The 26414-nt window shown below is 64.1% G+C and carries 27 protein-coding genes; 19 read left to right on the forward strand and 8 right to left on the reverse strand.

Annotation, left to right across the window (positions count from 1 at the left end; all coding sequences use genetic code 11):
- Window positions 1-50: 50 nt before the first annotated feature.
- The 12 genes from B5V03_RS36330 (at window position 51) to B5V03_RS36385 (ending at window position 12521) form a co-directional block, all read left to right on the forward strand.
- Window positions 51-1961: a M3 family oligoendopeptidase gene (locus B5V03_RS36330; RefSeq protein ID WP_129275215.1), complete on the forward strand. Its 1911-nt coding sequence runs from the start codon at window positions 51-53 to the stop codon at window positions 1959-1961.
- Window positions 1962-2208: 247 nt separating this feature from the next.
- Entirely contained in the window at window positions 2209-5175 is a 2967-nt protein-coding gene (locus B5V03_RS36335) for a patatin-like phospholipase family protein (protein WP_129275216.1), read from the forward strand.
- Window positions 5176-5252: 77 nt separating this feature from the next.
- Entirely contained in the window at window positions 5253-5477 is a 225-nt protein-coding gene (locus tag B5V03_RS36340; protein ID WP_018641564.1) for an AbrB family transcriptional regulator, read from the forward strand.
- Window positions 5478-5489: 12 nt separating this feature from the next.
- The gene (locus B5V03_RS36345) at window positions 5490-5885 is read left to right on the forward strand and encodes a type II toxin-antitoxin system death-on-curing family toxin (RefSeq protein WP_129275217.1); all 396 of its coding nucleotides are present in this window, start codon (window positions 5490-5492) and stop codon (window positions 5883-5885) included.
- Window positions 5886-5982: 97 nt separating this feature from the next.
- On the forward strand, window positions 5983-6135 hold the full coding sequence (locus B5V03_RS36350) for an aa3-type cytochrome c oxidase subunit IV (RefSeq protein WP_008136857.1): 153 nt from the start codon (window positions 5983-5985) through the stop codon (window positions 6133-6135).
- Between the two features lie 139 nt (window positions 6136-6274).
- Window positions 6275-7402, forward strand: a complete 1128-nt coding sequence (locus tag B5V03_RS36355) for a Re/Si-specific NAD(P)(+) transhydrogenase subunit alpha (RefSeq protein ID WP_129275218.1) — start codon at window positions 6275-6277, stop codon at window positions 7400-7402.
- Window positions 7403-7413: 11 nt separating this feature from the next.
- Window positions 7414-7731: a proton-translocating transhydrogenase family protein gene (locus tag B5V03_RS36360; RefSeq protein WP_129275219.1), complete on the forward strand. Its 318-nt coding sequence runs from the start codon at window positions 7414-7416 to the stop codon at window positions 7729-7731.
- A gap of 39 nt (window positions 7732-7770) precedes the next feature.
- Window positions 7771-9168, forward strand: coding sequence for an NAD(P)(+) transhydrogenase (Re/Si-specific) subunit beta (locus B5V03_RS36365; protein WP_129275220.1), 1398 nt, complete (start codon window positions 7771-7773; stop codon window positions 9166-9168).
- Between the two features lie 21 nt (window positions 9169-9189).
- Window positions 9190-9990 carry an alpha/beta hydrolase gene (locus B5V03_RS36370; protein ID WP_129275221.1) on the forward strand — a complete coding sequence of 267 codons (801 nt, stop codon included), beginning with the start codon at window positions 9190-9192 and terminating at the stop codon, window positions 9988-9990.
- Between the two features lie 60 nt (window positions 9991-10050).
- A complete protein-coding gene (locus tag B5V03_RS36375) occupies window positions 10051-11148 on the forward strand; it encodes a calcium:proton antiporter (protein ID WP_129275222.1) in 1098 nt (365 codons plus the stop codon).
- A gap of 38 nt (window positions 11149-11186) precedes the next feature.
- Entirely contained in the window at window positions 11187-11471 is a 285-nt protein-coding gene (locus tag B5V03_RS36380) for a cupin domain-containing protein (RefSeq protein WP_129275223.1), read from the forward strand.
- A 93-nt stretch (window positions 11472-11564) separates the two neighbouring features.
- Window positions 11565-12521: a hypothetical protein gene (locus B5V03_RS36385; RefSeq protein WP_129275224.1), complete on the forward strand. Its 957-nt coding sequence runs from the start codon at window positions 11565-11567 to the stop codon at window positions 12519-12521.
- 28 nt (window positions 12522-12549) lie between these two features.
- Here the strand turns inward: B5V03_RS36385 and B5V03_RS36390 are convergent, their stop codons facing one another.
- Together B5V03_RS36390 and rpsU are read right to left on the reverse strand one after the other, a co-directional pair.
- Complete coding sequence (locus B5V03_RS36390) at window positions 12550-13200, reverse strand: tetratricopeptide repeat protein (RefSeq protein ID WP_129275225.1); 651 nt, start codon at window positions 13198-13200, stop codon at window positions 12550-12552.
- A gap of 138 nt (window positions 13201-13338) precedes the next feature.
- Window positions 13339-13647, reverse strand: coding sequence for a 30S ribosomal protein S21 (rpsU, locus tag B5V03_RS36395; protein WP_014439827.1), 309 nt, complete (start codon window positions 13645-13647; stop codon window positions 13339-13341).
- A gap of 261 nt (window positions 13648-13908) precedes the next feature.
- On the opposite strand from rpsU, the gene aqpZ reads away from it, so the two are divergent.
- Window positions 13909-14631, forward strand: a complete 723-nt coding sequence (aqpZ, locus tag B5V03_RS36400; protein WP_129275226.1) for an aquaporin Z — start codon at window positions 13909-13911, stop codon at window positions 14629-14631.
- Between the two features lie 36 nt (window positions 14632-14667).
- Here aqpZ and B5V03_RS36405 read toward each other — a convergent pair whose 3' ends face one another.
- Window positions 14668-15774 carry a 5-(carboxyamino)imidazole ribonucleotide synthase gene (locus B5V03_RS36405; RefSeq protein WP_129275227.1) on the reverse strand — a complete coding sequence of 369 codons (1107 nt, stop codon included), beginning with the start codon at window positions 15772-15774 and terminating at the stop codon, window positions 14668-14670.
- A complete protein-coding gene (purE, locus tag B5V03_RS36410) occupies window positions 15771-16259 on the reverse strand; it encodes a 5-(carboxyamino)imidazole ribonucleotide mutase (protein ID WP_129275228.1) in 489 nt (162 codons plus the stop codon). The genes B5V03_RS36405 and purE overlap by 4 nt, the downstream gene beginning before the upstream one ends.
- A 141-nt stretch (window positions 16260-16400) precedes the next feature.
- On the opposite strand from purE, the gene B5V03_RS36415 reads away from it, so the two are divergent.
- Window positions 16401-17138: a GGDEF domain-containing protein gene (locus B5V03_RS36415; protein ID WP_164988517.1), complete on the forward strand. Its 738-nt coding sequence runs from the start codon at window positions 16401-16403 to the stop codon at window positions 17136-17138.
- Window positions 17139-17198: 60 nt separating this feature from the next.
- On the opposite strand, the gene B5V03_RS36420 is transcribed toward B5V03_RS36415, so the two are convergent.
- From B5V03_RS36420 to B5V03_RS36430, 3 genes are all read right to left on the reverse strand, one after another.
- Complete coding sequence (locus B5V03_RS36420) at window positions 17199-17450, reverse strand: hypothetical protein (RefSeq protein ID WP_092034622.1); 252 nt, start codon at window positions 17448-17450, stop codon at window positions 17199-17201.
- 102 nt (window positions 17451-17552) lie between these two features.
- Window positions 17553-17771: a hypothetical protein gene (locus B5V03_RS36425; protein WP_129275230.1), complete on the reverse strand. Its 219-nt coding sequence runs from the start codon at window positions 17769-17771 to the stop codon at window positions 17553-17555.
- Window positions 17772-17899: 128 nt separating this feature from the next.
- Complete coding sequence (locus B5V03_RS36430; protein WP_027519980.1) at window positions 17900-18106, reverse strand: YdcH family protein; 207 nt, start codon at window positions 18104-18106, stop codon at window positions 17900-17902.
- A 329-nt stretch (window positions 18107-18435) separates the two neighbouring features.
- On the opposite strand from B5V03_RS36430, the gene B5V03_RS36440 reads away from it, so the two are divergent.
- Complete coding sequence (locus B5V03_RS36440) at window positions 18436-18615, forward strand: YdcH family protein (RefSeq protein WP_007596254.1); 180 nt, start codon at window positions 18436-18438, stop codon at window positions 18613-18615.
- A gap of 171 nt (window positions 18616-18786) precedes the next feature.
- Here the strand turns inward: B5V03_RS36440 and B5V03_RS36445 are convergent, their stop codons facing one another.
- Window positions 18787-19890: an NAD(P)/FAD-dependent oxidoreductase gene (locus tag B5V03_RS36445; protein ID WP_129275232.1), complete on the reverse strand. Its 1104-nt coding sequence runs from the start codon at window positions 19888-19890 to the stop codon at window positions 18787-18789.
- A gap of 202 nt (window positions 19891-20092) precedes the next feature.
- Between B5V03_RS36445 and B5V03_RS36450 the strand changes: the two genes are divergently transcribed.
- The 4 genes from B5V03_RS36450 to B5V03_RS36465 are packed head-to-tail and all read left to right on the forward strand — an operon-like array spanning window position 20093 to window position 26413.
- On the forward strand, window positions 20093-22780 hold the full coding sequence (locus B5V03_RS36450; RefSeq protein WP_129275233.1) for a sensor domain-containing protein: 2688 nt from the start codon (window positions 20093-20095) through the stop codon (window positions 22778-22780).
- 33 nt (window positions 22781-22813) lie between these two features.
- Window positions 22814-24292 carry a glycerol-3-phosphate dehydrogenase gene (locus B5V03_RS36455; protein WP_129275234.1) on the forward strand — a complete coding sequence of 493 codons (1479 nt, stop codon included), beginning with the start codon at window positions 22814-22816 and terminating at the stop codon, window positions 24290-24292.
- Window positions 24293-24344: 52 nt separating this feature from the next.
- Entirely contained in the window at window positions 24345-25502 is a 1158-nt protein-coding gene (locus B5V03_RS36460; RefSeq protein ID WP_129275235.1) for an ABC transporter ATP-binding protein, read from the forward strand.
- Window positions 25499-26413 (forward strand): ABC transporter permease, encoded by a 915-nt coding sequence (locus B5V03_RS36465; protein WP_129275236.1) that lies wholly within the window; start codon window positions 25499-25501, stop codon window positions 26411-26413. The genes B5V03_RS36460 and B5V03_RS36465 overlap by 4 nt, the downstream gene beginning before the upstream one ends.
- The last annotated feature ends 1 nt before the right edge of the window (window position 26414 follow it).

Here is a 26414-nt window from a genome sequence, read left to right on the forward strand (position 1 = left end):
TTGATGCCCCCGCCCGCCGTCGCGATTGTTGAACACAGGTTTCCCACACAATGAATTCGCGCTCCAAATCTGCTCTCAAGAAGTCTGCCTTGAAGAAGCCCGCTCTCCGCAAGCCAGCCACCAAGACATCCGCCGTCAAGAAATCCGCCACCAAGGCAAAACCCTCCAGCAAGCCTGCGAGCAAGACCGACAAGCTTCCGGAGTGGAACCTGGCCGATCTCTATTCCGGGATCGATGCGCCGGAAGTGGCGCGTGATCTCGCAAAGATGGATGCCGATTGCGTCGCGTTCGAGACGGACTTCAAGGGCAAGCTCGCGACAGGGACAGCAAATGAAGATGGCGGAAAATGGCTCGCGAGAGCCGTGCGACGCTATGAGGCGATCGACGATCTGGCCGGCCGTCTCGGCTCCTATGCCGGTCTCATCCATGCCGGCGACAGCGTTGACCCCAAGATTTCAAAGTTTTACGGCGATGTCTCGGAGCGGCTGACGGCGGCGTCCACGCATCTGCTGTTCTTCGCGCTCGAGCTCAACCGTGTCGATGACGATATTTTGAACCGCGCGATGGAGGCGCCGGAGCTCGCGTATTACCGTCCGTGGATCGAGGATCTGCGCAAGGAGAAGCCGTACCAGCTCGACGACAAGCTCGAGCAGCTCTTCCTGGAGAAGTCGCAGACCGGCTATTCCGCCTTCAACCGGCTGTTCGACCAGACCATCTCCGGCCTGCGCTTCAAGGTCGGCGCAAAAGAACTCGCGATCGAGCCGACGCTCAATTTCCTGCAGGATCGTGACGGTGCCAAGCGCAAGGCCGCCGCCGAAGCGCTGGCAAAGACCTTCAAGGCCCATGAGCGCACTTTTGCGCTGATCACCAACACGCTGGCCAAGGACAAGGATATCTCCGACCGCTGGCGCGGCTTTCAGGACGTTGCGGATTCCCGCCATCTGAACAACCGCGTCGAGCGCGAGGTGGTGGATGCGCTGGTCGCCTCGGTGCGCGCGGCCTACCCAAAGCTGTCGCATCGCTATTACGCGCTGAAGGCGAAGTGGTTCGGCAGGAAGCGGCTGGCTTATTGGGACCGCAACGCGCCGCTGCCGTTCGCGGCGACCGATGTCATCGGCTGGCCCGACGCGCGCAACATGGTGCTGACGGCCTATCGCGGCTTCTCGCCCAAAATGGCCGACATCGCCGAACGCTTCTTCACCGATCGCTGGATCGACGCGCCGGTGCGTCCGGGCAAGGCGCCGGGTGCGTTCTCGCATCCGACCACGCCCTCGGCGCATCCCTACGTGCTGATGAACTACCAGGGCAAGCCGCGCGACGTGATGACGCTCGCGCATGAGCTCGGCCATGGCGTGCACCAGGTGCTCGCGGCCAAGAACGGCGCGCTGATGGCGCCGACGCCGCTGACGCTGGCGGAGACTGCAAGCGTGTTCGGCGAGATGCTGACCTTCCGCCGGCTGCTGGCGCAAACCAAGAGCGCAAAGCAGCGTCAGGCGCTGCTCGCTGGCAAGGTCGAGGACATGATCAACACCGTGGTGCGGCAGATCGCGTTCTATTCGTTCGAGCGCGCGGTCCACACCGAGCGCAAGAACGGCGAGCTGACGGCGACGCGGCTCGGCGAGATCTGGCTGTCGGTGCAGGGCGAGAGCCTGGGCCCCGCGATCGAGATCAAGGCGGGCTACGAGAATTACTGGATGTACATCCCGCACTTCATCCACTCGCCGTTCTATGTCTACGCTTACGCGTTCGGCGATTGCCTCGTGAACTCGCTCTACGCCGTCTACGAGAACGCCGCCGAAGGCTTTGCCGAGCGCTACCTCGACATGCTCGCCGCCGGCGGCACCAAGCATTACTCCGAGCTGCTGCGGCCATTCGGGCTCGATGCCAAGGATCCAAAGTTCTGGGACGGCGGTCTCTCGGTCATCGCCGGCATGATCGACGAGCTGGAGGCGATGGGCTGAAGCGGCGGGCCGCGTGTGCCTGACGCGCGGCCCGGGAACTCTTCCCAAACCCGGCCGGTGTCGCCCATTCAGGCGGCACCTGCCGGGTTCCAGCCGGCGCATTGCCGTGCGATTTTCGCGATCGCACGCGCCTGCGATGTAGGATTGAACGTTTGAATCCCCGGCGAGACTTATTTTCATAAGGCTATTTTTTATTCCATTTTACAACCATTGATTGCCGGTGCTCCGCCGCCCAGGGGAGGCACGCATGCTCGATCAGGTCCGGCCGACGCAGCTCGTTGAAGCTCGCACGCCTCGCTCCACTGAGGAAATGCCGTGGTGCGAGAAGCACCACCAGATCGTTCGCGATGAAATCGAAGCGATCAACACAAGGCGCGAGGATGCGCGCCAGATCCGCACGGATGGTCTGCAATCCTGCCAGATGCTCGACGTCACCGGGCTCGCATTGTCAGGCGGCGGCATTCGCTCCTCGGCGCTTTGCCTCGGCGTCCTCCAGGCGTTGAACCACCACAATCTGTTCCGGCGGATCGACTACCTCTCGACCGTCTCCGGCGGCGGCTATATCGGCACCTCGCTCAGCGCGACCATGACGGTGGCGCGGCGTTTCGTGTTCGGGGAGAGGCCCTCGGGCGGCACCGCGACCGCGAACGAAATCAGCGATACCGCCTCCGTCGGGCATATCAGGAATTGCTCCAATTATCTGATCCCCGCCGGGGTGCGCGATCTGCTTACCGGCATTGCCATCGTGGTACGCGGGCTGGTCGCCAATATCGGGATCATCCTTCCGATCGTGCTGATGCTGGCGGCAGTCACCATCTGGTCGACGCCGACGCGGAAATGCCTGACGGTCGCAAACCTGTTCGGCGTCAGCATCGGCGATTCCAGCGGGTGCGAGCTGCACGATTTCGGCTTCGTGAATCAGCACGGATTCACGGCGGTCGGTGCCATCGTCGGCGCAATCCTGCTTGCGTGCGGCGTGTTGGCTTATTTCGGCTCGCGATCCGAAAGGGGCAGCGGTCCCGCCATCGTGTACGTCTACGCCGCCGGCATCGTCGTCGTGGTCGGTGCCGCCTGCGACTTCGCGCGGGTGCTCCAGGTGAAGAATTTCGCGCTCACCCTTGCGACGACGATCATCGTGATCGGACTCTTTTTCCTGTGGGCGATCGTGCGGTCCTTCGCCCGCCCGAGTCATCGCCAGGAATTTCGCTCGCACCTGCCGACCGTGGGGGCGACCTTCATGGTCCTGCTGGCAGCCATCGCCTTCTTCGAATTTCAGCCGTTCATGCTGCGGCAGATGTTCGATGTTGCCGACAGCAGCGTGATCGGCGGGCCGGTCGGCGGCGTCGCGGTGACCTGGATCCAGTCGCTTGCCGCCGTCGCGGCACCGATCGGGGTGTTCGTCACCGCGTTCCGGCAGCAATTCCTCGAACTGTTGAAGGGCAACAGCGTATCCTCGCAGCGGGGATCGATGCTGCTAGCGGTCGTTGCCAAGATCGCGCTCTGGATCGCCGGCCTCGCCTTGCCGCTGATCATCTGGGTCGCTTATCTCAATCTGTCCTATTGGGGGATCTCCAACGACATCTTCAGGGATTGCTCGGCCCAGACCGAACAGAGGGACTGCATCGCCAAGGCGAAACTGAACGCATCGCTTCCCGGAGGCCTTGCAGGCAAGGTCCAGCTCGACCGGAACGCCGCCATCGAACTTGCCGAGAAGGTTGAGCCGTCCCCCGAGCCGCGCGTTGATATGAACTCGGATCGGCTGGCGACCTGGCACGCACCGGCGTGGCTCCAAGCTGCAGCCCAATGGCTCACGCGAAAGGTGCGGCCGCGCTTCCCGCAACTGTTCCAGGGGACCGCGTCCGACGCAGCCTATTCCTACACCCTGCCGGTGATTGTCCTGTATGCGCTGACGGGCTTGTTGCTGTTCCTGGTCTCCTGGCTTTTGACGCCGAATGCCAACTCGCTGCACCGGCTCTACCGCGACCGGTTGAGCAAAGCCTTCCTGTTCGACCCGACCCGGCCGGCCGAGAGCGATCTCGCACGCGCCGAGGCCAGTCTCGACCAGGGCCGCGACTTCAAGCCGCTCGATCGCATAAAGCTGAGCGACCTCTATGGCGTCGCGAATGCAGGCGACCCTGATGGCAGCGAACAAGCCGGGGCCACGCTGCTGGCGCCTTATCACCTCATCAACACCGCGCTGAACATCCAGGGTTCGGATTTTGCCAACCGGCGTGGCCGCAACGCCGACTTCTTCATGTTCTCACCGCGCAATGTCGGGAGCGAGGCGACCGGCTACGCGGCGACACTGGCCGTCGAGAGGGCCGAGCAAAGTCTCGACCTCGCCACGGCGATGGCGATCTCCGGAGCGGCTGCGTCGTCGAACATGGGGTCGAACTCGATCCGCGCGTTGACGCCGACGCTCGCGCTTCTCAACGTCCGGCTCGGCTATTGGCTGAGGAATCCGCGCTACGTGAGCGCGCGCTGGTTCCGCCGCTTCTCGCCGCTCTATTTCTGGTCGGAAATCTCCGGCCGTCTCTATGAGAACAGCGACGGCGTCTATCTCACCGACGGCGGCCATATCGAGAATCTCGGCGTCTATGAGCTGCTGCGCCGGCGTTGCCGGGTCATCATCGCCGTGGATGCGGAAGCGGACACGCCGATGAACTTCGCCTCGCTGATGACGCTGCAGCGTTATGCCCGCATCGATCTCGGCGTCCGGATCGATCTGCCCTGGATGCCGATCCACGAGCGCACGCGGGCGGTGATGGCGTGCAATGCGGACCCGGCGACGTCCCGAGGCCGGCGCGATGACAAGCCGATCGATCACGTCCATGTCGCCATCGGCACCATCGATTATGGCGCCGGCGACACCGGCTATCTCGTCTATCTCAAGTCGTCCCTGACCGGAGACGAGAATGATTACATCCGCGACTATGGGCGGCGGCACGCCGCGTTCCCGCACGAGACCACGGGCGACCAGTTCTTCTCCGAAGAGCAGTTCGAGGTCTATCGCGCGCTCGGTTTCCACATGGCCCACGGCTTCCTGTCCGGCGACAATCCGGTGGCCGTCGGATGCGGCGTCGATCCGCATACGGCCCGATTTAACGAGCCGGGCGAGGCGGTGATCGATGAGGTCCGCCGCGCCCTGGGGTGGCCGGTCATCGACCGGCCCGTCACCGCAGCAGGCGCGATCGCCGTGCTGGATCAGGGTTAGGGGACGTAAAACATTTGTTGAACGGCCGCCAGTGGGGCGTTATACACATGTATAACGTGCTGACCGGAGGCTAGGTCATGAAGATCGAAATCAAGAAGATCGGCAATTCAGACGGTCTGCTGCTGCCCCGCGAGTTGATGCAGCGGCTCGATCTCAAGCGCGGACAGCAATTGCACATCGTGGAATTACCCGGGGGTGGTTTTCAGTTGCTGCCCTACGATCCCGACTTCGAGCGGACGATGGAAATCGCCGACGAGGTGATGGACAAGTATCGCGACACGCTCGCTGCGCTTGCAAAATAGTCGGCGACGCGCATGAGCGATCTTCAGGAGCCGCTCTGGATCACCTACGAGCAGGCTGTCGCAATTCATAGCCGGCAACTCCGTCGTTTCGGCGGAGCGCCGGGATTGCGCGATGAAGGGATGCTGCGTTCGGCGTTGGAGCGGCCGATCAACAAATGGCGCGACGAGCAGGCGCCGCTCGACGAGCTTGCTGCAGCCTATGCATTCGGGCTTGCGAAGAATCACGCGTTTGTCGACGGAAACAAGCGCATCGCTTTCATGGCGATGATGGTATTTCTTCACAAGAACGGCGTGGTCTTCAGTCCCGATCCTGCAGAAGCGACGGCGATCATCCTCTCGCTCGCCGCCGGTGAAGTCAGCGAGCAGAGCCTGACACGCTGGATTCGCGACAATCTGGATTCCAAATGACCTGATTTGCGGCAAAACCGCGTCTGCCTGCCGTTGCCCTGCCCGAAGGATTAAGGTATCCCAGCCCAAGAATTCGACTTTCGACCGGGGACAATCGATGGCTGACCATAGCGAAGTGGCGTACACCACTGCTGACGGCAACGACTATGTTGCTCACGAGCAGACCTATGAGGGCTTCATCAAGCTGGTGAAGTACGGAACGGCCTCGGTTGCGCTCATCGTCATCCTGATGGCGATCTTCCTGACCTGATCCAGCGCCTGCTGCATCCGCCAACGCCGGCGGCTGCTTATAAAATTTGCATACAAGCCGGTTCCAAAACCGGTATCCAACGTTGCGGGAGTGACGCTAAGTTCGCGTGCGCGTTTTTGCCCGCGTCGCCGGAGGGCCTATGAAGATCGCCGTTGCCAAGGAAATCGATCCGTCGGAGCCGCGTGTTGCCGCTTCGCCTGATACGGTGAAGAAGTTCAAGGCGCTGGGCGCCGAGATCGCCGTTGAGCCGGGCGCCGGCCTCAAGTCGGGCCTGCCGGATTCCGAATTCACCGCCGTGGGCGCCACCGTCAGCGCCGACGCGCTGAAGGACGCCGACATCATCATCAAGGTGAAGCGCCCCGAGGCCTCCGAGCTCGCGCAGTACAAGCGCGGCGCGCTCGTCATCGCCATCATGGACCCCTACGGCAACGAGGCTGCGCTGAAGACGATCGCCGATGCCGGCGTCTCTGCCTTCGCGATGGAATTGATGCCGCGCATCACGCGTGCGCAGGTGATGGACGTGCTGTCCTCGCAGGCGAACCTCGCCGGCTACCGCGCCGTGATCGAGGGCGCCGAGGCCTTCGGCCGCGCCTTCCCGATGATGATGACGGCGGCCGGCACCGTGCCCGCCGCAAAAGTGTTCGTGATGGGCGTCGGCGTTGCCGGCCTCCAGGCGATCGCGACCGCGCGCCGTCTCGGCGCCGTCGTCACCGCGACCGACGTGCGGCCCGCGACCAAGGAGCAGGTAGAATCGCTCGGTGCGAAATTCCTCGCTGTCGAGGACGAGGAGTTCAAGAACGCGCAGACCGCCGGCGGTTACGCCAAGGAAATGTCCAAGGAATACCAGGCCAAGCAGGCCGCGCTCACCGCAGAGCACATCAAGAAGCAGGACATCGTCATCACCACTGCGCTGATTCCGGGCCGGCCGGCGCCGAAGCTCGTCTCGGCCGACATGGTCAAGTCGATGAAGCCGGGTTCGGTCCTGGTCGATCTCGCCGTCGAGCGCGGCGGCAATGTCGAGGGCGCCAAGGCCGGCGAGGTCGTCGACCTCGATGGCATCAAGATCGTCGGCTACACCAACGTCGCCGGCCGCGTCGCGGCGTCGGCCTCCAGCCTCTACGCGCGCAATTTGTTCAACTTCATCGAAACGATGGTCGACAAGGCCAGCAAATCGCTGGCCGTGAACTGGGACGACGAGCTGGTCAAGGCGACCGCGCTGACGAAAGACGGCGCCGTGATCCACCCGAACTTCCAGCCGAAGGTTTAAGGAGAGCCGCCATGGAGCATGTTGCACAGGTCGTCGACCCCTTCGTCTTCCGGCTGTCGATCTTCGTTCTCGCCGTCTTCGTCGGTTATTTCGTGGTGTGGTCGGTGACCCCCGCGCTGCATACGCCGCTGATGAGCGTCACCAACGCGATCTCCTCGGTGATCGTGGTCGGTGCGCTGCTCGCGGTCGGCGTCGGCATGATTTCGAGCGGCTCCGGCTGGGCGCGGGGCTTCGGCTTCATCGCGCTCATCTTTGCCTGCGTGAACATCTTCGGCGGCTTCCTTGTCACCCAGCGCATGCTGGCGATGTACAAGAAGAAGTCGAAGTAAGCGGCCACCTCGGGCTGAAGGGATCAATGGGGACCTGAGATGAGCGCCAACCTCTCTGCATTTTTGTATCTCGTGGCGGGAGTGCTGTTCATCCTGTCGCTGCGCGGGCTGTCGAGCCCGGCTTCGTCGCGCCAGGGCAATTTGTTCGGCATGATCGGCATGGGGATCGCGGTCGCGACCACGCTCGCCAGTCATCCGCCGGCGGACGGCGTCGCCTGGATCCTGGTGATTCTCGGTATCGCCATCGGCGGCAGCATCGGCGCGGTGATCGCCCGTCGCGTGCCGATGACGTCGATGCCGGAGCTGGTCGCCGCCTTCCACTCGCTGGTCGGCATGGCCGCAGTGCTGGTCGCCGCCGGCGCGTTCTACGCGCCCGAAGCCTTCGACATCGGCACCCCCGGCAACATCCATCCGCAGAGCCTGGTCGAAATGTCGCTCGGCGTCGCCATCGGCGCGCTGACCTTCACCGGCTCGGTGATCGCGTTCCTGAAGCTGTCCGCGCGGATGAGCGGCGCGCCGATCATCCTGCCGTTCCGCCACATCATCAACATCGCGCTGGCGATCGCGCTGGTCGTCTTCATCGTCGGGCTGGTGATGTCGGGCAGCGCGCTCGACTTTTGGCTGATCGTCATCATCGCGCTGGCGCTCGGCGTGCTCATGATCATCCCGATCGGCGGCGCCGACATGCCGGTCGTGATCTCGATGCTGAACTCGTACTCGGGCTGGGCCGCGGCCGGCATCGGCTTCACGCTCGGCAACTCCGCGCTGATCATCACCGGCGCGCTGGTCGGCTCATCGGGCGCGATCCTGTCCTACATCATGTGCCACGCGATGAACCGGTCCTTCATCTCGGTCATCCTCGGCGGCTTCGGCGGCGAGACCGCCGCGGCCGGCGGTGGCGGTGGCGAGCAGAAGCCCGCCAAGCTCGGCTCGGCTGACGACGCCGCCTTCATCATGAAGAACGCGCAGAAGGTCATCATCGTGCCCGGCTACGGCATGGCGGTGGCGCAGGCCCAGCACGCGCTGCGCGAAATGGGCGATATCCTGAAGAAGGAAGGCGTCGAGGTGAAATACGCCATTCACCCGGTCGCGGGCCGTATGCCCGGCCACATGAACGTGCTGCTGGCCGAAGCCAACGTACCCTATGACGAGGTGTTCGAGCTCGAGGACATCAACTCCGAATTCGCGCAGGCCGATATCGCCTTCGTGATCGGTGCGAACGATGTCACCAACCCGGCGGCCGAAGAGGACAAGACCTCGCCGATCTACGGCATGCCCGTGCTCCAGGTCTGGAAGGCCGGCACCGTGATGTTCATCAAGCGCTCGCTGGCGTCCGGCTATGCCGGCATCGACAATCCGTTGTTCTACCGCGACAACACCATGATGCTGCTCGGCGACGCCAAGAAGGTCACAGAGAACATCGTCAAGGCGATGTAGCGCCGGAGAGCCGGCGCCACGATGACATTCCTGAAATGGATCGCCATCGTCGTTGCCGCCGGCTACCTCGCCGGTCTCGTCCTGCTCTATGTGAAGCAGCGCGCCATGCTGTTTCCGATCCCGACCGCCGAGCGCACCGCGCCCGCCGCCGCGGGGTTTCCCCAGGCCGAAGAGCACGTCCTGACCACGTCGGATGGCGAGAAGGTCATCGTCTGGCACGTGCCGGCGAAGCCCGGCCGTGCCGTGGTCCTGTTCTTCCACGGCAATGGCGATTTTCTCGCCGGTCTTGCCGGACGCTTCAAGGCCATCACGGCTGACGGCACTGGTCTCGTGGCGCTATCCTATCGCGGCTACGCGGGCTCCAGTGGCGCGCCGAGCGAGAACGGGTTGCTGCGCGACGCGGCAATCGCGTATTCATTCGCGGCGGAGCGTTACGAGGCCCAGCGCGTCGTCGCCTGGGGCTTCTCGCTCGGGACCGGCGTTGCCGTCGCGATCGCGTCCGAGCACCCGGTCGGCAAGCTGATCCTCGAGGCGCCCTATACGTCGATCGCCGATGTAGCGGCTGCGCATTTCCGCTTCGTCCCGGTCCGCCTGCTGATGCGCGACCCGTTCCACTCGGATGAGCGCATTGCACGCGTCACAGTGCCGCTCCTGATCGTGCATGGGGCGCAGGATCAGACCATCCCGATCGCACTCGGCGAGAAGCTGTTTGCGCTGGCTCGCGAGCCGAAGCAGTTCGTCCGCATTCCCGGCGGCGGGCATGACGATCTCGGCAACTTTGGCATCGCCGATATCGCACGAAACTTCATCAATGGGTCCTGAGGGCTGACGCGCGCGATCTTCTCACGCATAATCGGTCTCCCAGTTGAAGGAATCGCCTGCATGAGCGCACACGGACCGATGCCGCGGTCGTCATGGATCTTCCCCGCTCTGGCGGTGCTGTTGTTCCTGATCGTCACCGCGACCGGCTACGGCTTTACGCTATCGGTCGGCGGCGGCCTGTTCGCGGTCGTCTTGCTGGTGATCCTGTTCGGAACCGTGTTCGCGGCCGTTCATCATTCCGAGGTGATCGCCGAGCGCATCGGCGAGCCCTACGGCACGCTGCTGCTGACGCTCGCGGTCACCATCATCGAGGTCGCGCTGATCACCACGATCATGCTGGGCGACAAGCCGGCGCCAGAACTCGCGCGCGACACTGTGTTCGCAGTCGTGATGATCGTCTGCAACGGCCTCGTCGGCCTCTGCGTCTTCATCGGCGGCCTGCGCTACCGCGAGCAGGGCTTTCAGGTCTCCGGTGCCAACGTCTATCTCAGCGTGCTGATCGCGCTCGCGACCCTCACGTTGATCATGCCCAATTACACGCTGACGACGCCGGGCCCGATCTATTCGACGCTCCAGCTCGGCTTCGTCGACCTCATCACGATCGTGCTCTATGGCGTGTTCCTCTACACCCAGACCGTCCTGCACAAGGATTACTTCGTTCATGAGAGGGCGGACGGTGAGGGCGGGGTGGCCCATTTGCCGGGCAGGATGCTGGCGTTCAGCATCGCGCTGCTGCTGATCTCGCTGCTGGCCGTCGTGCTCCTGGCCAAGAAATTTTCGCTGGTCGTCGACGCCGTCGCGGTCCAGATCGGCGCTCCCCCGGCATTCGCGGGCCTGCTGGTCGCCCTCCTGATCCTGATGCCCGAGGGCGTCTCCGCGATTGCCGCGGCCCGCAAGAACGACCTCCAGAAGAGCATCAATCTGGCGCTCGGGTCGTCGCTTGCGACCATCGGGCTGACGATTCCCGCCGTCGGGCTTGCCACCTATGCGCTCGACCAGCCGCTCGTGCTGGGGCTCAATCCGCAGAATACGGCGCTGCTGTTCCTGACATTCTTGCTGAGCATGCTGACCTTTGGCACGGGCAGGACCAATGTCCTGTTCGGGCTGGTCCATATGGTGGTATTTGCCGTCTACGTGTTCATGGTGTTTGTGCCCTGAAGCGCGCCCGCGCTTTAGGTTATTTTTGGAGAGTTCCGATGCTTGCCGCCAAGTCCGAGGTCCAGATCGACAACGAAGAGGTCCGGGTGACCGAATGGCGGCTCGCCCCGGGCAGCGCGACCGGGCATCACACCCACGGGATGGACTACGTGATCGTTCCCGTCGTGGCCGGCGAAATGACCATCGTGGCGCCCAATGGGGAGCGTTCCAAGGCGCAGCTCGCGGCCGGAAAATCCTACTTCCGCAAGACCGGCGTCCAACATGACGTACTTAACGAAACCTCAACCGAGATCGTGTTCCTTGAGATCGAGCTGAAGCCGTAAGGCACGTGTAACCTTTGCCATCGATCCGTCGCAGTTGATCCCTTACAATGCCCCAAAGTTCCCGCATCTGATCGCGCGGGGAGTGGCCGAGAAATGCTGAAATACCTCGCTAAAATCTCGATGGATATCTTACCCTCGGTGCTCGCAACGATCATCGGGGCTTACATCGTTAACCACTACATCAACGCCAAGCCGGCGGCTGATGCCCCCGCGGCCGTCATTGCACCTGCCGAGGCCGGCAAGGATGGCAAGCCTGCCGACACCGCCAGCCTTCCCGCTCCCGGCGTCAAGGCCAAGGGCGTCTCCGAGAAGAACGTGACCGAGAAGGCGGCGGTCGAGAAGCCTGCGGACAAATCCGAGACCAAGGCTGCGGACACCAAGCCCGCGGACGTTGCTCCCTCCGACACCGCTTCGCACGGCCGCCCCCCGGCACGTGAGAAGGCAGCCGCCAAGCCTGCTCCGGCAGCCACCGCTCCAGTGATGGAGGCCAATTCGGCGCCGGCTGCTGCGTCCCCGGCCGCGACCCCCGACGCCAACGATCTGGCGCGTGCCGCCATCGAGCGTTTGCGCAAGTCGCCTGAGGGCAGATCTGCTGAGGCTAAGGCGGCCGAAAAGGCTGCTGAAGCAAAGGCTGCCGAAAAGGCAGCCGAGGCCAAATCCGCCGAGACCAAGCCGGTCGAGCGGACCCCCGAGCCCGCGATGCGCGAAGCCGTCCGCACGCCGGAGGCCCCGCGGGTCGTCACGACCGAGCCGTCCACGGTCCTCCGTCCGCTGCCGCCGCCGATTACGGTGTCCACGCCTTCCACCGAGGCGTATGGCAATGGCGGCTCGTCGCCGTCCTACACGGCCTCGCTCGGCAACGACGACCCGAATCGGATCACGCCGCCGGCTGACATTCCCGTCCCGGTGATCGCGCCGCCGCTCGACCTGCGTGCCGATGCCGGCGCAACTATGCCGCGGCCGAAGAAGACCAATGTCGCGGACGAGATGCTGTCGGGCATGAAGTCGATGTTCCACTCCGTCCTGCCGAAGAGTTCCACCCCCGATTAAGGTAGCGTCCGCGCTTCCTCTAAGTTTGTCAGCCGCCGACGCGGGCGAGGCCGCTGCGGGCGGCATCGTCGCGTGGACGCAGAGCGACCGCCTTGTTGTAGGAGGCTGCCGCCTTGGCCTTGTCGCGCAGCCGTTCATAAGCCTGTCCTCGCGCAGTCCAGACCTGGGCATTGTGCGGATCGGCCTCGGAGGCTTCGTCGAGATCGGCCGCCGCTTCCTTGACCTTGCCGAGGGCGAGATAGCTGGTGGCGCGGCCGAGCAGCGGCTCGACCTTTTGCGGATTGAGCCCGTTGGCGGCGCTGAAATCGGCGACCGCGAAATCGTGCTCGTTGTTGCCTTGGTAGATCAGGCCGCGGCCATAGAGCGCCTGCGCATTGTAGGGATCGAGCGCAACGGCGCGATTGAACTCATCCAGCGCTGCGGCCGTCTCGCCTGACTTGGCGAGGGCTTGCGCCTTTGCGGTGTGGGCCCGGGCTTCGGTGACGCTACCGGCGCTGACCGCGCTCTCTGGCGCGGCGGCCGCCTTGGGCGCCTCCTGCGGCTTGTCCTTCTCCGGCATCAGGGAGCCCAGGTCGAAGGAGCAGCCGCATAGCGCAATCCCCATTAAACCGAGCGTGAGCGGCTGACGCGAGATCCGGCGCAGTTGCGCCATGCTGCGCTCAGGGAAAGGGGAGGCCATCTACGGTTCGCTCGCGCTGGTGCCGCATGGTAGTGCCCCGTCCCAGAAAGGCACCGCTCACAAAACAATAACGCGGGCCGAGGGCCCGCGTCATCGAAAACTCAGTCTTGCAAGTTCAGTCTTGCAAGTCAGGCAAAATCAGCGCGGTCCGCGCGGACCTGCACCTGCGCCCGCACCCGGGCCGCCACGACCACCGCGATCACCACCGGGACCGGCGCCGAACACCGGCTTCGGCTTCATCGGCAGCAGGCCTTCACGCTGCAGCTTCTTGCGGGCCAGCTTGCGCGCGCGGCGCACGGCTTCGGCCTTTTCGCGGGCCTTCTTCTCGGAGGGCTTCTCATAATGACCGCGGAGCTTCATCTCGCGGAAAATACCCTCGCGCTGCATCTTCTTCTTCAGCGCCTTGAGGGCTTGGTCGACATTGTTATCGCGAACGAGAACCTGCACGCGGCATCCTCTTCAGTGGATCGGATTTGAATTCTGGTAGGACAAAGGGGATGGCAAAAAGCGCAAGCCCTTAACCTTGAGCGCGCGGATGTATCAGACAAAACCGGAGATGTCCACCGGCCAAGCGGATTTTCGGGCCTAGTTCGGCCATTAAATGCGGCGAAAATACCTCCGTGCGGCACCGATTCAGGGGATTTGGTGCCAATAGTGGGGCCGCGACCGGAGCTTTGTTCCGGAATCTTTGAAATGAGGGGACGATACATGAACATGAAGAAATACGCCGCTGAAGCCATCGGGACCTTTTGGCTCACATTCGCAGGCTGCGGCAGCGCAGTCATTGCAGCCGGCTTTCCGCAGGTCGGAATCGGCCTGGTCGGCGTGTCCCTGGCTTTCGGCTTGAGCGTCGTCACCATGGCCTATGCGATCGGGCACATCTCGGGCTGCCATCTCAATCCGGCCGTCACGGTCGGCCTTGCCGCCGGCGGGCGTTTTCCGGCCGGCCAGATCCTGCCTTACGTGATCGCGCAGATCTGTGGCGCAATCGTTGCCGCCGGATTGCTCTACATCATCGCCAGCGGTGCCCCCGGCTTCGACGTCACCAAGGGCTTTGCGTCGAACGGGTACGACGCGCATTCGCCGGGGCAGTACAGCCTTGTCGCCTGCTTCCTCACCGAGGTGGTGATGACGATGATGTTCTTGTTCGTCATCATGGGGGCCACCCACGGCCGTGCACCCGCTGGATTCGCGCCGCTCGCGATCGGGCTCGCGCTCGTGATGATTCATCTCGTCAGCATTCCCGTCACCAACACGTCGGTGAACCCGGCGCGCAGCACCGGTCCCGCGCTGTTCGTCGGCGGCTGGGCGATGGCGCAGCTCTGGCTGTTCTGGGTCGCACCGCTGATCGGCGGCGCGCTGGGCGGGGTGGTCTATCGCTGGCTCAGCGAGGAGCCCACCGGCGTCGTCGCTGGCGCCAAGACGGCCTAATCGCAAAGCGGGATCGTAGCCCTGGCTGCGGTCCCGTTATCCGGCTTTCGGCGGCCTGACTTCGGTGACGTGACCCATCTTGCGGCCGGGGCGCGGGCCGCCCTTGCCGTAGATGTGCACGGTCGCGCCCGGGACGGTCAGCCACTTCTCGTAATCATTGATCTCGTCGCCGATCAGATTGGTCATGGTGACGATCTCGCCGTGACGCACCGGCTTTCCCAGAGGCCAGCCGGCGATGGCGCGGATGTGCTGCTCGAATTGCGAGACCGAGGCGCCGTCGAGCGTCCAATGCCCGGAATTGTGCACGCGCGGGGCGATCTCGTTGACCAGCACTTTTGGTCCGGTGCCATTGGCGAGCACGAACATCTCCACTGCCAGCACGCCGACATAGTCGAGCGCGCTTGCGATCTTGCCGGCGATGCTGCGCGCTTCCTCTGCGAGCGCGTCCGGAATCTGCGCGGGCGCGCGGGATATCTTCAGGATGTGGTCGCGATGCTCGTTCTCGGTGACGTCGAAGCATTCGACCTGGCCCGATGTCGAGCGCGCGGCGATCACGGAGATCTCGCGCTCGTACGGGATGAAGGCTTCCAGGATCGCCGATTTGGTGGCGAGGCTGGTCCACACTTTCGCGATGTCGTCGCCCTCGCGGATGATGGCCTGGCCCTTGCCGTCATAGCCGAAGCGGCGGGTTTTCAGCACGGCCGGAAGGCCGATTCTGACGATGGCCTCGCGCAGCGAAGCGACCGAGGTGACGTCGGCATAGGCGGCGGTGCCGATGCCGAGGCGCGTGACAAAATCTTTCTCGGCGAGCCGGTCCTGGGTGGTCTCGAGGATCTTGCGGTTGGGCAGCACCGGGCGGCGGGCATCCAGCACCATCGCGGCGGCGGACGGCACGTTCTCGAATTCGTAGGTGATGACGTCGACGTCGTTCGCGAACAGTTCGAGCGCCTCGACGTCGGCATATTCGGCGCAGGTCGCGTTCAGCACGACGTCGAAGGCGGGCGAGTCCGGATCGGGCGAGAACACCTGGCAGCGCAGGCCGAGCCGCGCCGCGGCCATCGCCAGCATCCGCCCGAGTTGTCCGCCGCCGAGGATGCCGATGGTGTCGCCGGGCTTCAGCTTCACCTGCTTTGCGTCCGTCACGCCTTGTCCTCCGGGCGCTCGGCGACCGCATCAGTCTGCGCCTTGCGCCAGGCGGCGAGGCGATCGGACAAAGCCGGGTCGGACAGCGCCAGCACGGCGGCCGCAAGCAGCGCCGCGTTGATGGCGCCGGCCTTGCCGATGGCGAGGGTGCCGACCGGGATGCCCGCAGGCATCTGCACGATTGAATAGAGCGAATCGATGCCCTTGAGCGTCCTGGATTCGACGGGAACGCCGAACACCGGCAGTTCCGTCAGCGCCGCCGCCATGCCCGGCAGATGCGCAGCGCCACCGGCGCCGGCAATGATGACCTTGAAGCCGGCCGCCTTGGCGCTCTTGGCGAAGGCAAACAGCCTGTCTGGGGTGCGGTGGGCCGAAACGACGCGGGTGTCGGCGGTAACGCCCAAAGCTGCGAGCGTGTCGGCGGCGTGCCGCATCGTCTCCCAGTCAGACTGGCTTCCCATGATAATGGCGATCGGCGCGGTCATGACGTCAATTGTGCTCGGAAAACAGAAGGATAGGCCAGATTAACGGTTCCGGCCGGTGGCTCGCAAGGCGGTGGCAAGGAGAAGGGAATGCACTATCCTGTCTTGGTGAATCCCCGCAAGCCTTCATTGAGCAGGATGCCCATGAAGAAACCAAAAAGGGCGAGCGCTGCGAAGGCCAAAAAGGGCCGAAAAGCGGGCGCGAGCCGATCCAACACCGCCGCGAAGCGCCCGGCCAGGAATCCGGCTACGAATCCGGCCAAGAATTCGGTCAAGCCGGCACCGCGCGGAGCGTCGACTGCCGACGACACCAAGGCGACCATCCGCGGCCTGCGGAGCAAGCTCAAGGCGGCGGAGCGGCGGGTCGCGGAACTGGAAGCTGCCGCCGACACCGATTTCCTGCTCGAGATCCCGAATCGGCGCGGCTTCGAGCGCGAGCTCACGCGCGCAATCGCCTACATGAAGCGGTATCGCGCCAGCGGCGCACTGATCGTGCTCGACGTCGACCGGCTGAAGCCGATCAACGATTCCTTCGGCCATGCCGCTGGCGACGCGGTGCTCAAGGAGATCGCCAGCGCGCTGACGCGGCAGGTCCGCGCCTCAGACGTGGTCGGCCGGCTCGGCGGCGACGAGTTCGCGCTGCTGCTCTGGAATCTCAGCGAGACTGATGCCAAGGCGAAGGCGGCGGCCTTCGAGCAGGCGATCGACGAATTGTCCTTTGTCTTTCGCGGCCAGCATGTGACCGCGGGCGCCTCCGCCGGTGTTGCGCTGCTGGGAGCGCAGTCCGACCCAGGCCGCGCCATGGAGGAAGCCGATGCGGCCATGTATGTGCGCAAGGCCAGCCGGCGGCACGAGCCGCGGATCAGGCTCGTCAGCAGCTAGAGCATGATCCGGAAAAGTGTGAAGCGGTTTTCCGAAGAGATCATGCTCAAACAATAACCCTCACAGCGTGGCGAGATCTTCCGGCACGTTGCCGAATTTGCGCAGCAGCGTGGCGTCACCGAATTCGCCGGTCATGGGATCGCCGCTGCGGCTGAACGCGACTGCGCCGATGTTGCCGGCGCCGTGCGACAAGATCTCGGCGCGCCGTAACGCGGCCGTCGAGCTCTGGCATTCCTCCGCGGCGCCCGCGACCGGCGATCCGTCGGCATCGATCAGGAAGGGCATTGCAACGTAGTAGGTCACGTCCGACATGGCATTGCGCTCCAATAGAGCATGATCCGGAAAAGTGTGAAGCGGTTTTCCGATAAGATCATGCTGAAAAAATCAAAGCGCGATCTCGTCGCGCTTTGAAACTCAGGCGGCGCTGCTCTTGCTCCGCATCTTGCTGCGCGAGGTCTCCGGAATGCAGCCGGCCGAAATCGCCGCCTGCAATTCTTCCAGCTCTGCCTCCAGATATTCGTTGGCCATGATCAGCGCCTTGATGGTGCTGCGCAGATTGCCGTCGCACATCGCGATCGCCTGATCGCAGGCCTGTTCATAATGGCTGTTGTCGAAAAGGGCGGTTGCCGACATCTGCGTTGTCCTTGGTGTTTCTCGGGCGTTTCCTGGGGGCGTTGGGCTGGCTAAATGTTCCTATTTTGTTCTTTTGGAGTCAAGCGGATTCACATGCGGCGAGCCGCCGCGAAAAGCTGCCCTGTGGATCAGGCGATGATGTCGGGCGTGATCTGGTCTTCGATGAAGGCGATACGGTCGCGCAACAACAGCTTGCGCTTCTTCAACCGCTGCAACCGCAATAGGTCGGGGGCAGGCGATTGATGCAGTGCATCGATCGCGGCATCGAGATCTCGGTGTTCCTGGTGCAACCGGGCGAGCTCGGATTCGAGTTCGCGCGCATCTTCATTGGTCATGTCTGCGGTGGCCGAAAAACCGATAGGCGTGAGATTAAGGCTGTGGATGCCCTGTGGAAATTATCGTCCTTGCGCACCGTGATCGCAAGCGATCTCGGGTCGCCGCTCACCGATCTCCCGCAAGATATTTCGACGATTCGCGGCAGCGCTGCGCAAGCGCATTGATATCATGGATTTTTCCAGCGTGGTTCCCTTACTCACGCTTCATTACATATGAATTTTCAAAAATGACGCTGCGACGACGGATACCCATCGACAGAACGAATCGGTGATGTAGACTTGGTTGTCCGGATCGAATCCAAGGTTCACCCCTACCGAGGAGGTTTCGAATGACAATTCAGGCACATCTGGTTGAATTGGAACGGAAGCATAAAACTCTCGAAAACGAATTGCACGAAGCTCTCGTGCACCTTTCAACAGACGACCTGCAAATTGTTGAGTTGAAGCGCCGGAAGTTGATGGTCAAGGACCAGATCGAGCGTCTAAGGCACGGCGACACGCTCCACTAGTAACCCCCGTAACAGCGTCAAGTCGATCGTATCCTTTCACGCAGGGATGAGAGCGTTTGCACTCATCCCTGCTGCAGGGTGCGCATCGCATGCGTGTGTTGCGTGGTGCTGGCTTTTTGTTTGGATGCGTTTTCTTGACGCGAACCGGTACCCACTTCGCTCGAAAACGCTCTAGATGCCTGCGAGTTCGGCGACGTGATCGGCGATCGCGAGCGAGGACGTCAGTCCCGGCGATTCGATGCCGAACAGGTTGATCAGTCCTTCGACGCCATGATCGCGCGGGCCCTGCATCAGAAAATCCTGCGTGGCCACCGCCGGCGGCACGATCTTCGGGCGGATGCCTGAATAGCTCGGCATCAATGCGCCATCGGGCAGCGTCGGCCAATACCTGCGGATCGCCGGATAAAAGCGTTCGGCACGCGACGGGTCGACCTCGTAGTTGATCGTTTCGATCCACTCGACGTCGGGGCCGAAACGCGCCTGCCCCGCCATGTCCAGTGTCAGATGTACGCCGAGCCCGCCGGGCTCGGGCACCGGATAGATCAGGCGCGAGAACGGCGCTTTGGCATTGCAGCTGAAGTAATTTCCCTTGGCGAGATAGGCCGGTGGAATCCGGTCCAGCGGCATCCCGTCGATGTGGCGCGCGACCGTCGTCGCCGCGAGCCCCGCAGCGTTGACGAGGAGGCTGCATTGCAGCGCCATCGGTGCCTCGCCGCCGGCCTCGACCTCGATGATTCCGGCCCCCGCCTTGGCGCGGATCAACGGGGTGTGAAACGCAAAGGCCGCGCCGGCTGCCTCGGCCTCGCCGCGCAGCGAGAGCATGTAGGCGTGGCTGTCAATGATGCCGGTCGAGGGCGAGAGCAGCGCGGCGTCGCAGGCCAGCGCCGGCTCCAGCGCGCGCGCGGCCTCGCCCGTGAGCAGCTGCATGTCGAGCACGCCATTGGCCTCGGCATGCGCCTTGATCGATTGCAGCTTCTCGGTCTCTTTCGGATTGGTTGCGACGATCAGCTTGCCGCAATTCTTGTGGGGGATGCCGCGCTCGCCGCAATAGCGGTACAGCGCGTGCTTGCCGTCGACGCACATGCGCGCCATCCAGCTCCCGGCGCGGTAGTAGATGCCGGCATGGATCACCTCGCTGTTGCGTGAGGAGGTGATGGTGCCGATGGCCTCGGCCTCCTCCAGCACGATCACCTCGCGGCCGGCCTGCGCGAGCTTCCGGGCCACCGCGAGCCCGACCACGCCGGCTCCGATGACGATGCAGTCGACCTTATCCATGGTTGTGCAGGCTGTCCGCTGGAAGCGCCGGTGGCATTGGAGGCGAGAACGAGGGCGCGGGGCCGTTTTCCGTTAAGGAAGCATTTATCATGTCAGGGCAATTGCCGTATTTGGCGTCACATTTTTCTGTTGCGCGTACAGGCGTTTACCCGATCCAAACCGGTGAGGCCAGACAATCCGACATTGAAATCGCGGGTGGCTGATGGCTGAAAAGAACTGGCACGCGGGCAGCATGCTTCCGATTGCTGTGCAGGCCGCCGTGTGCCTGGCGGGCGCGGTCGCGCCTGCGCGTGCCTTTGCGCTGTCTGACAGTTTCGAGGCGCCTAGCTATCTCGGCGAGCTCGACCCCAACGTGATCTGGGAAGTCCTGATCGCGGGCGTCGTCATCTGCTCGTTCCTCGCCGCGATCGCGCTGTGGATCCATTCCTCGCTGCGCCGGACCAGGCGTCTGCAGTTGCGGCGCAATGCCTTCGTCTCCTCCGCCATGAACAATCTCAACCAGGGCGTGGTGATGACGGATGCGCAGCGGCGCGTGATCTTCTGCAACGACCGCTATCTCGACCTTTACGGCCTGCTGCGGTCGGATCTCTGGGCCAATATGAACGGCCACGAACTCCTCGAGCTGCGACGCACGCGCGGCGTGCTCGGCGGCGTCTCCGACGACGAGTTCTACGAGAAGGCGGCCAGCGCCAACGGTTTGATCACCGAACTGCCGGACGGGCGAGGCATCCTGGTGAAATATTTCGTGCTGCCGAACGGCGGCTCGGTGGCAACGCATCTGGACGTCAGCGAGCAGCGCAGACTGTCGCGACAGCTCGCCTCCACCAAGCAGTTCCTGGAAACGGTGCTGGATAACGTGCCGGCCTGCGTGGCCGCGAAGAACATCGAGGACGGCCGCTACATCTTCGCCAACCGTGCCTATGAGCGGTTCTGGGGTTTCTCGCGCGACCATGCCGTCGGCAAGAACGCGCGCGAACTGTTCGCGCCGATCTCGGCGGACAGCATCGAGGCGACCGACCGGGCGGCGCTCAATTCACCGGACGGCCAGTTCCGCAACGAATTCGAGGTCGACCGCGCCGGTGAGCGGCGCATGGTGGCCTCGATCCGGATCGTGGTCCGCAACGAGAGCAACAAGCCCGAATTCCTGCTGCTGGTGTTCGAAGACATCACCGACCGCCGTTCGCTGTCGCAGGAGCTGGAGAGCACGAAGAAGTTCCTGGAGCTCGTGGTCGACAACATCCCGGTCGCGCTGATCGTGGAGCAGGTCAAGGACGGCAGCTATCTGCTCGCCAACCGCAGCGCCGAAACCATCCTCAACCGCAGGCGCGAGGAAGCCACGGGCCTGACCGCGTCCGACATCTTCAATCCAAAGGAAGCCAAGCTGATCATCGCGCGCGATGAAGCCGCGATCAAGAAGCGCGGGATGATCACCGAGGAGCATCCGATCTCCACCAAGGACGGGTTGCGGCTGTTCCTGACCCGCCGTGCCACCGTGCTGAGCGATGCCGGCGAGCCGCAATATCTGATCAAGACCCACGAAGACGTCACCGACCGCCGGCAGACCGAGTCGCGCATGGCGCACATGGCCTATCATGACGGCCTGACCGATTTGCCGAACCGCGCCGCCTTCCTTCAGGCGCTGACCCAGATGATCGAGGCCTGCGAAGGCACCCGCGAGGAGTTCGCGGTCCTCTGCGTCGATCTCGATGGCCTCAAGGAGGTCAATGACGTCTTCGGCCATGCGCTCGGCGACAAGCTCCTGGTCGAGGTCGCCCAGCGGCTCCAGGATTCCGCGCGTGGCGGCGTGGTGGCGCGCCTGTCCGGCGACGAGTTCGGCCTGATCATCGACGGTAAGCAGCCGGAGGCCGGTCTTTCACTGGCGCGGCAACTCGGCGAGGCCATCGCCCGCGAATTCCAGATCGAGGGCCGGCCGGTCCGCGCCGGCGTCACCACCGGCATGTCGATCTTCCCGCACAACGGTGCGGATGCCGCATCGCTGCTCGCCAATGCCGGAGCGGCACTGTTCCGCGCCAAGCAGAAGTCGCGCGGCACAATCAGCCTGTACCAGCCGGAGATGGACCAGCAGATCCGTGACCGCCGCGTGCTGCACCAGGACCTGTCGATGGCGATCAAGAACGGCGAGCTCTCGCTGGCCTTCCAGCCGCAGGGGGTCGCCGGCCACAGCGTTGCCGAGAGCGAGATCATCGGTTTCGAGGCGCTGGCGCGCTGGCAGCATCCAGTGCGCGGCCAGGTTTCGCCGGCGGAATTCATCCCGATCGCGGAAGAGAGCGGCCTGATCGTCGAGATGGGCGAGTGGATTTTGCGGCAGGCCTGCCGCGAGGCGGCGTCCTGGCCGAAGCCGCTCCAGGTTGCGGTCAATCTGTCGCCGGCGCAGTTCATGCACGGCGACGTGGTTGGCCTCGTCCATTCGATCCTGATCGAGACGGGTCTGGCGCCCGGTCGCCTCGAGCTCGAGATCACCGAAGGAGTGCTGATCGAGGACTTTGATCGCGGCCTGGCGTTGCTGCGCCGGCTGAAGTCGCTTGGCGTGCGCATCTCGATGGACGATTTCGGCAGCGGTTATTCCTCGCTGAGCTATCTCCAGGCGTTCCCGTTCGACAAGATCAAGATCGACCGCGCCTTCATCATCAATCTCGGCCGCAACCCGCAATCGGCGGCCATCGTCCGCGCCGTGATCGATCTCGGCCACGGCCTCGACATGTCGATCGTCGCCGAGGGTGTCGAGACCGTCGAGCAGCTCGCCTTCCTTGCCAAGGAGGGCTGTGACGGCGTGCAGGGCTATCTGCTCGGCAAGCCGCTGCCGATCGGGAAATATGCCGGCCTTGTCGGCCGCGCCGAGGCCATGGAGCTTGCGCTCAAGACCGGCTAGTGGTGGTGAACTTCGCTCCCTCTCGACGGTTTCATGGCGGATTACGATCTTGCGATCATCGGCGGCGGCCTGAACGGTGTCAGCCTCGCACGCGATGCGGCCGGCCGGGGCTTAAGGGTCATCCTGTTCGAGCAGGGCGATCTCGGCGGCGCAGCCTCGTCGGCGACGCCGCGGCTGATCCATGGCGATCTGTCGGTGCTGGAGCGCCGCGGTTTCTGGCGGGTGCGCCGGGCGCTGGCCGAGCGGCGGACCTGGCTTGCTATTGCGCCACATCTGGTGCGGCCGATGCGTTTCGCGATCCCCGCCCATTCCGAGGAGCGCCCGCCATGGCTGCTGCGCGCAGGCCTCTATGTCTATGACAGCCTGACGAACCGCAGCGGCCTGCCACCATCGGCGACCCTCGACATCACGCATCATCCGGTCGGCAACGCGCTGAAGCGTCCGTTCGGTATCGCGTTCGAATATTCGGACTGCGTGGTCGATGATTCCCGCCTGGTGGTGCTCACGGCGCTGGACGCCGCCGAACGCGGCGCTGCGATCCGGACCGGGGCGCGCTGCGTCCGTGCCGATCGAACCGACACCTGGCGCCTTGCGGTGGTCGATCGCGGCCTTCGCCGCACGATCACGGCGAGGGCGCTCGCCAACGCCTCCGGCGGCTGGACGTCGATGGTCGCCGACACCGTGCTGCGGCAGCCGCAGCCCGCCATGGCGGCGATGCAGATGAGCCAGATCATCGTGCCCAAGTTGTTCGATTCCGAGAATGTCTACGTCTTCCAGAACAATGATGGACGGTTGATCTTCGCCCGGCCCTTCGAGCGCGACTTCACGCTGATCGGAACGGTCACGCATGCTTTCGCCGGCGATCCCGCGATCGTGGCGATGCCGGGCGCCGACATCAGCTATCTCTGCGACGCCGCCAGCCGCTATTTTCGCGAGCGCGTTGCGCCGACCGACGTGGTGCGCACGGTCTCAGGCGTCAACCTGACGCTGGCGTCCGCCCGGGGACGCGATGGCACCACGCTGTTCCATGCACGACGGCGCAAGGCGCCGCTGATCACGATGTTCGGCGGTGACGTCACCACCTCGCGTCTGCGCGCGGAGCGGGCGGTGACGAACCTGACGCCATTCTATCCGATGTCGCCGCCCTGGACTGCGGGTGCCGCGCTGCCCGGCGGCGATTTCGCCTGGGACCGTTTCGATCACGAGGTCGACCTCGCGCGGGACCGCTGGCGGTTTCTGTCGGAGCCGGAGGCCCAGCGCTTGGTCGGGGCCTACGGTTCACGGCTATCGGCGGTGCTCGGCGAGGCGAAGACGCGCGAAGAGCTAGGCCCTGCCTTCGGCCCTGAGCTGACCGGCGCCGAGGTGCGCTATCTCATGGCCCACGAATGGGCGCGTTTTCCGGAGGACGTCCTTTGGCGGCGCTCGAAGCTGGATCTTACGATGCCCGCGGCGGACCGTGACGCGCTCGCGGCGTTCATGGCGCATGTGAACGACCCGCCCCGAACCTGTTGAGCAAAGGCCGATCGGCCGCTAGCGTGCGGCGGAATCGGGGTTGGTAGGGACCATGACTGACGAGTTGCCCAGAACAGAGGCTGCGGCGGATGCGCTTCCCGTAGCGGGTCAGCCGCTGCTGCGCATCGAGGGCGTAGCCAAGACGTTCGGGACGTTCCGAGCCGTCGATGGCGTGTCGCTCGACATCAAGGCCGGCGAATTCTTCGCGCTGCTTGGACCGAGCGGCTGCGGCAAGACTACGCTCTTGCGCATGCTCGCCGGCTTCGAGGCGCCGGACGAGGGGCGCATCCTGCTCGACGGCAAGGATATCGCGCAGGCGTTGCCGCATGAGCGGCCGATCAACATGATGTTTCAGAACTATGCGCTGTTTCCGCATCTCTCCGTGCGCGACAACGTCGCCTTCGGCCTGAAGCGCGCTGGCATGGCGCGCGCCGACATCGCCACGCGCGTGGACGAGATGGTCGCGCTGGTCAAGCTCGAAGGGCTGGAGAAGCGCAAGCCTGACCAGCTCTCCGGCGGCCAGCGCCAGCGTGTCGCTCTGGCGCGTGCCTTGGCGCGGCGCCCCAAACTCCTGCTGCTCGACGAGCCGCTCGCAGCCCTCGACAAAAAGTTGCGCGAAAACACGCAGGGCGAGCTGATGGAGCTGCAGCGCCGGCTCGGCATGACCTTCATCATCGTCACCCACGATCAGGAGGAAGCCATGACGATGGCGAGCCGGATTGGTGTGATGAAGGCAGGCAAGCTCGCTCAGGTCGCAATCCCCCGCGAACTCTACGAGGCGCCACGCTCGCGCTGGATCGCGGAGTTCGTCGGCGATATCAATCTGTTCGACGGCGAGTCCAAATTGCGCGACGGTCATCGTCTGGTCATTGGCACGCGTGACGCGGGTGCGCTGGTGGTGGCCGAGCCGCGCGAGCCGCTCGGTGCGGGGAAATTCTCAGTCGCGATCCGCCCCGAGAAGGTCAAGCTGTCGCGCCGCGGTCCCGTGAGCGAGGCCGGTCGTGAAACCGCGATCAACCGGCTCGACGGCGTCATCGCCGACATCTGCTATCTCGGCGGCACCACCACCTACAAGGTGAAGCTCGATACCGGCGGCATGGTGCAGGCCTCCGTCGCCAACAGCGCGCGCCTCGATGTCGATGCCTACAGCCTGAACCAGCACGTCGTCGCCTGGTTCACGCCCGATGATTGCGTGGTGCTGCCGTCATGAGCTCGCGCCGCATCTTCGCGCGACCGGCGCGCTTTGCCGCGATCGCGCCTTACGTCTGGATGGTGCTGTTGTTCCTGGTGCCGTTCGGCTTCGTGCTCAAGATCAGCCTGTCGCAGACGGCGATCGCGCAGCCGCCTTACGAGCCGGTGTTCGACCTGACGGCGGGGTGGGAAGCGCTGAAGGCGGCGTTTGCCGCGCTATCGATCGACAATTTCAGGCTACTCGGCTCCGATGACCTCTATGTGTTCGCCTATGTGCGCAGCCTCACGGTGGCCCTCACCGCGACCGCGCTGCTGCTGCTGATCGGCTATCCCATCGCGTACGGCATGGCGCGATTGCCAAAACGCTGGCAGGCGGTGGCGATGGTGCTGGTGATCGTGCCGTTCTGGACCTCGTTCCTGATCCGCATCTATGCCTGGATCAACATCCTCCAGCACGACGGCCTGCTGAACCAGATCCTGCTGGCGCTGCATCTGGTCAGCCAGCCGGTGGTGTGGCTCTCCACCGACACTGCGATGTATATCGGCATCGTCTACTCCTATCTGCCGTTCATGATCCTGCCGCTCTATGCCACGCTCGCGAAGATGGAGCCGGTGCTGGAGGAGGCGGCCAGTGATCTCGGCGCGCCGCCGTGGCAAGTGTTCTGGCTCGTCACCTTTCCGCTGTCGCTGCCGGGTGTCGGCGCCGGCGTGCTGTTGTGCTTCATCCCGATCGTCGGCGAGTTCGTCATTCCGGATCTGCTGGCCGGCTCCAATTCGCTGATGATCGGCCAGACCCTGTGGCTCGAATTCTTCACCAACAAGGACTGGCCGGTCGCCTCCGCGGCGGCGATCGTACTGCTCGTCGTGTTGCTGGTGCCGCTGCTGCTGTACGAACGGCTCCAGAAGCGGCAGCTTGAACAGGGGCGGTGAG

This window comes from Bradyrhizobium betae, from assembly GCF_004123905.1.
Classification (GTDB): domain Bacteria; phylum Pseudomonadota; class Alphaproteobacteria; order Rhizobiales; family Xanthobacteraceae; genus Bradyrhizobium; species Bradyrhizobium betae_A.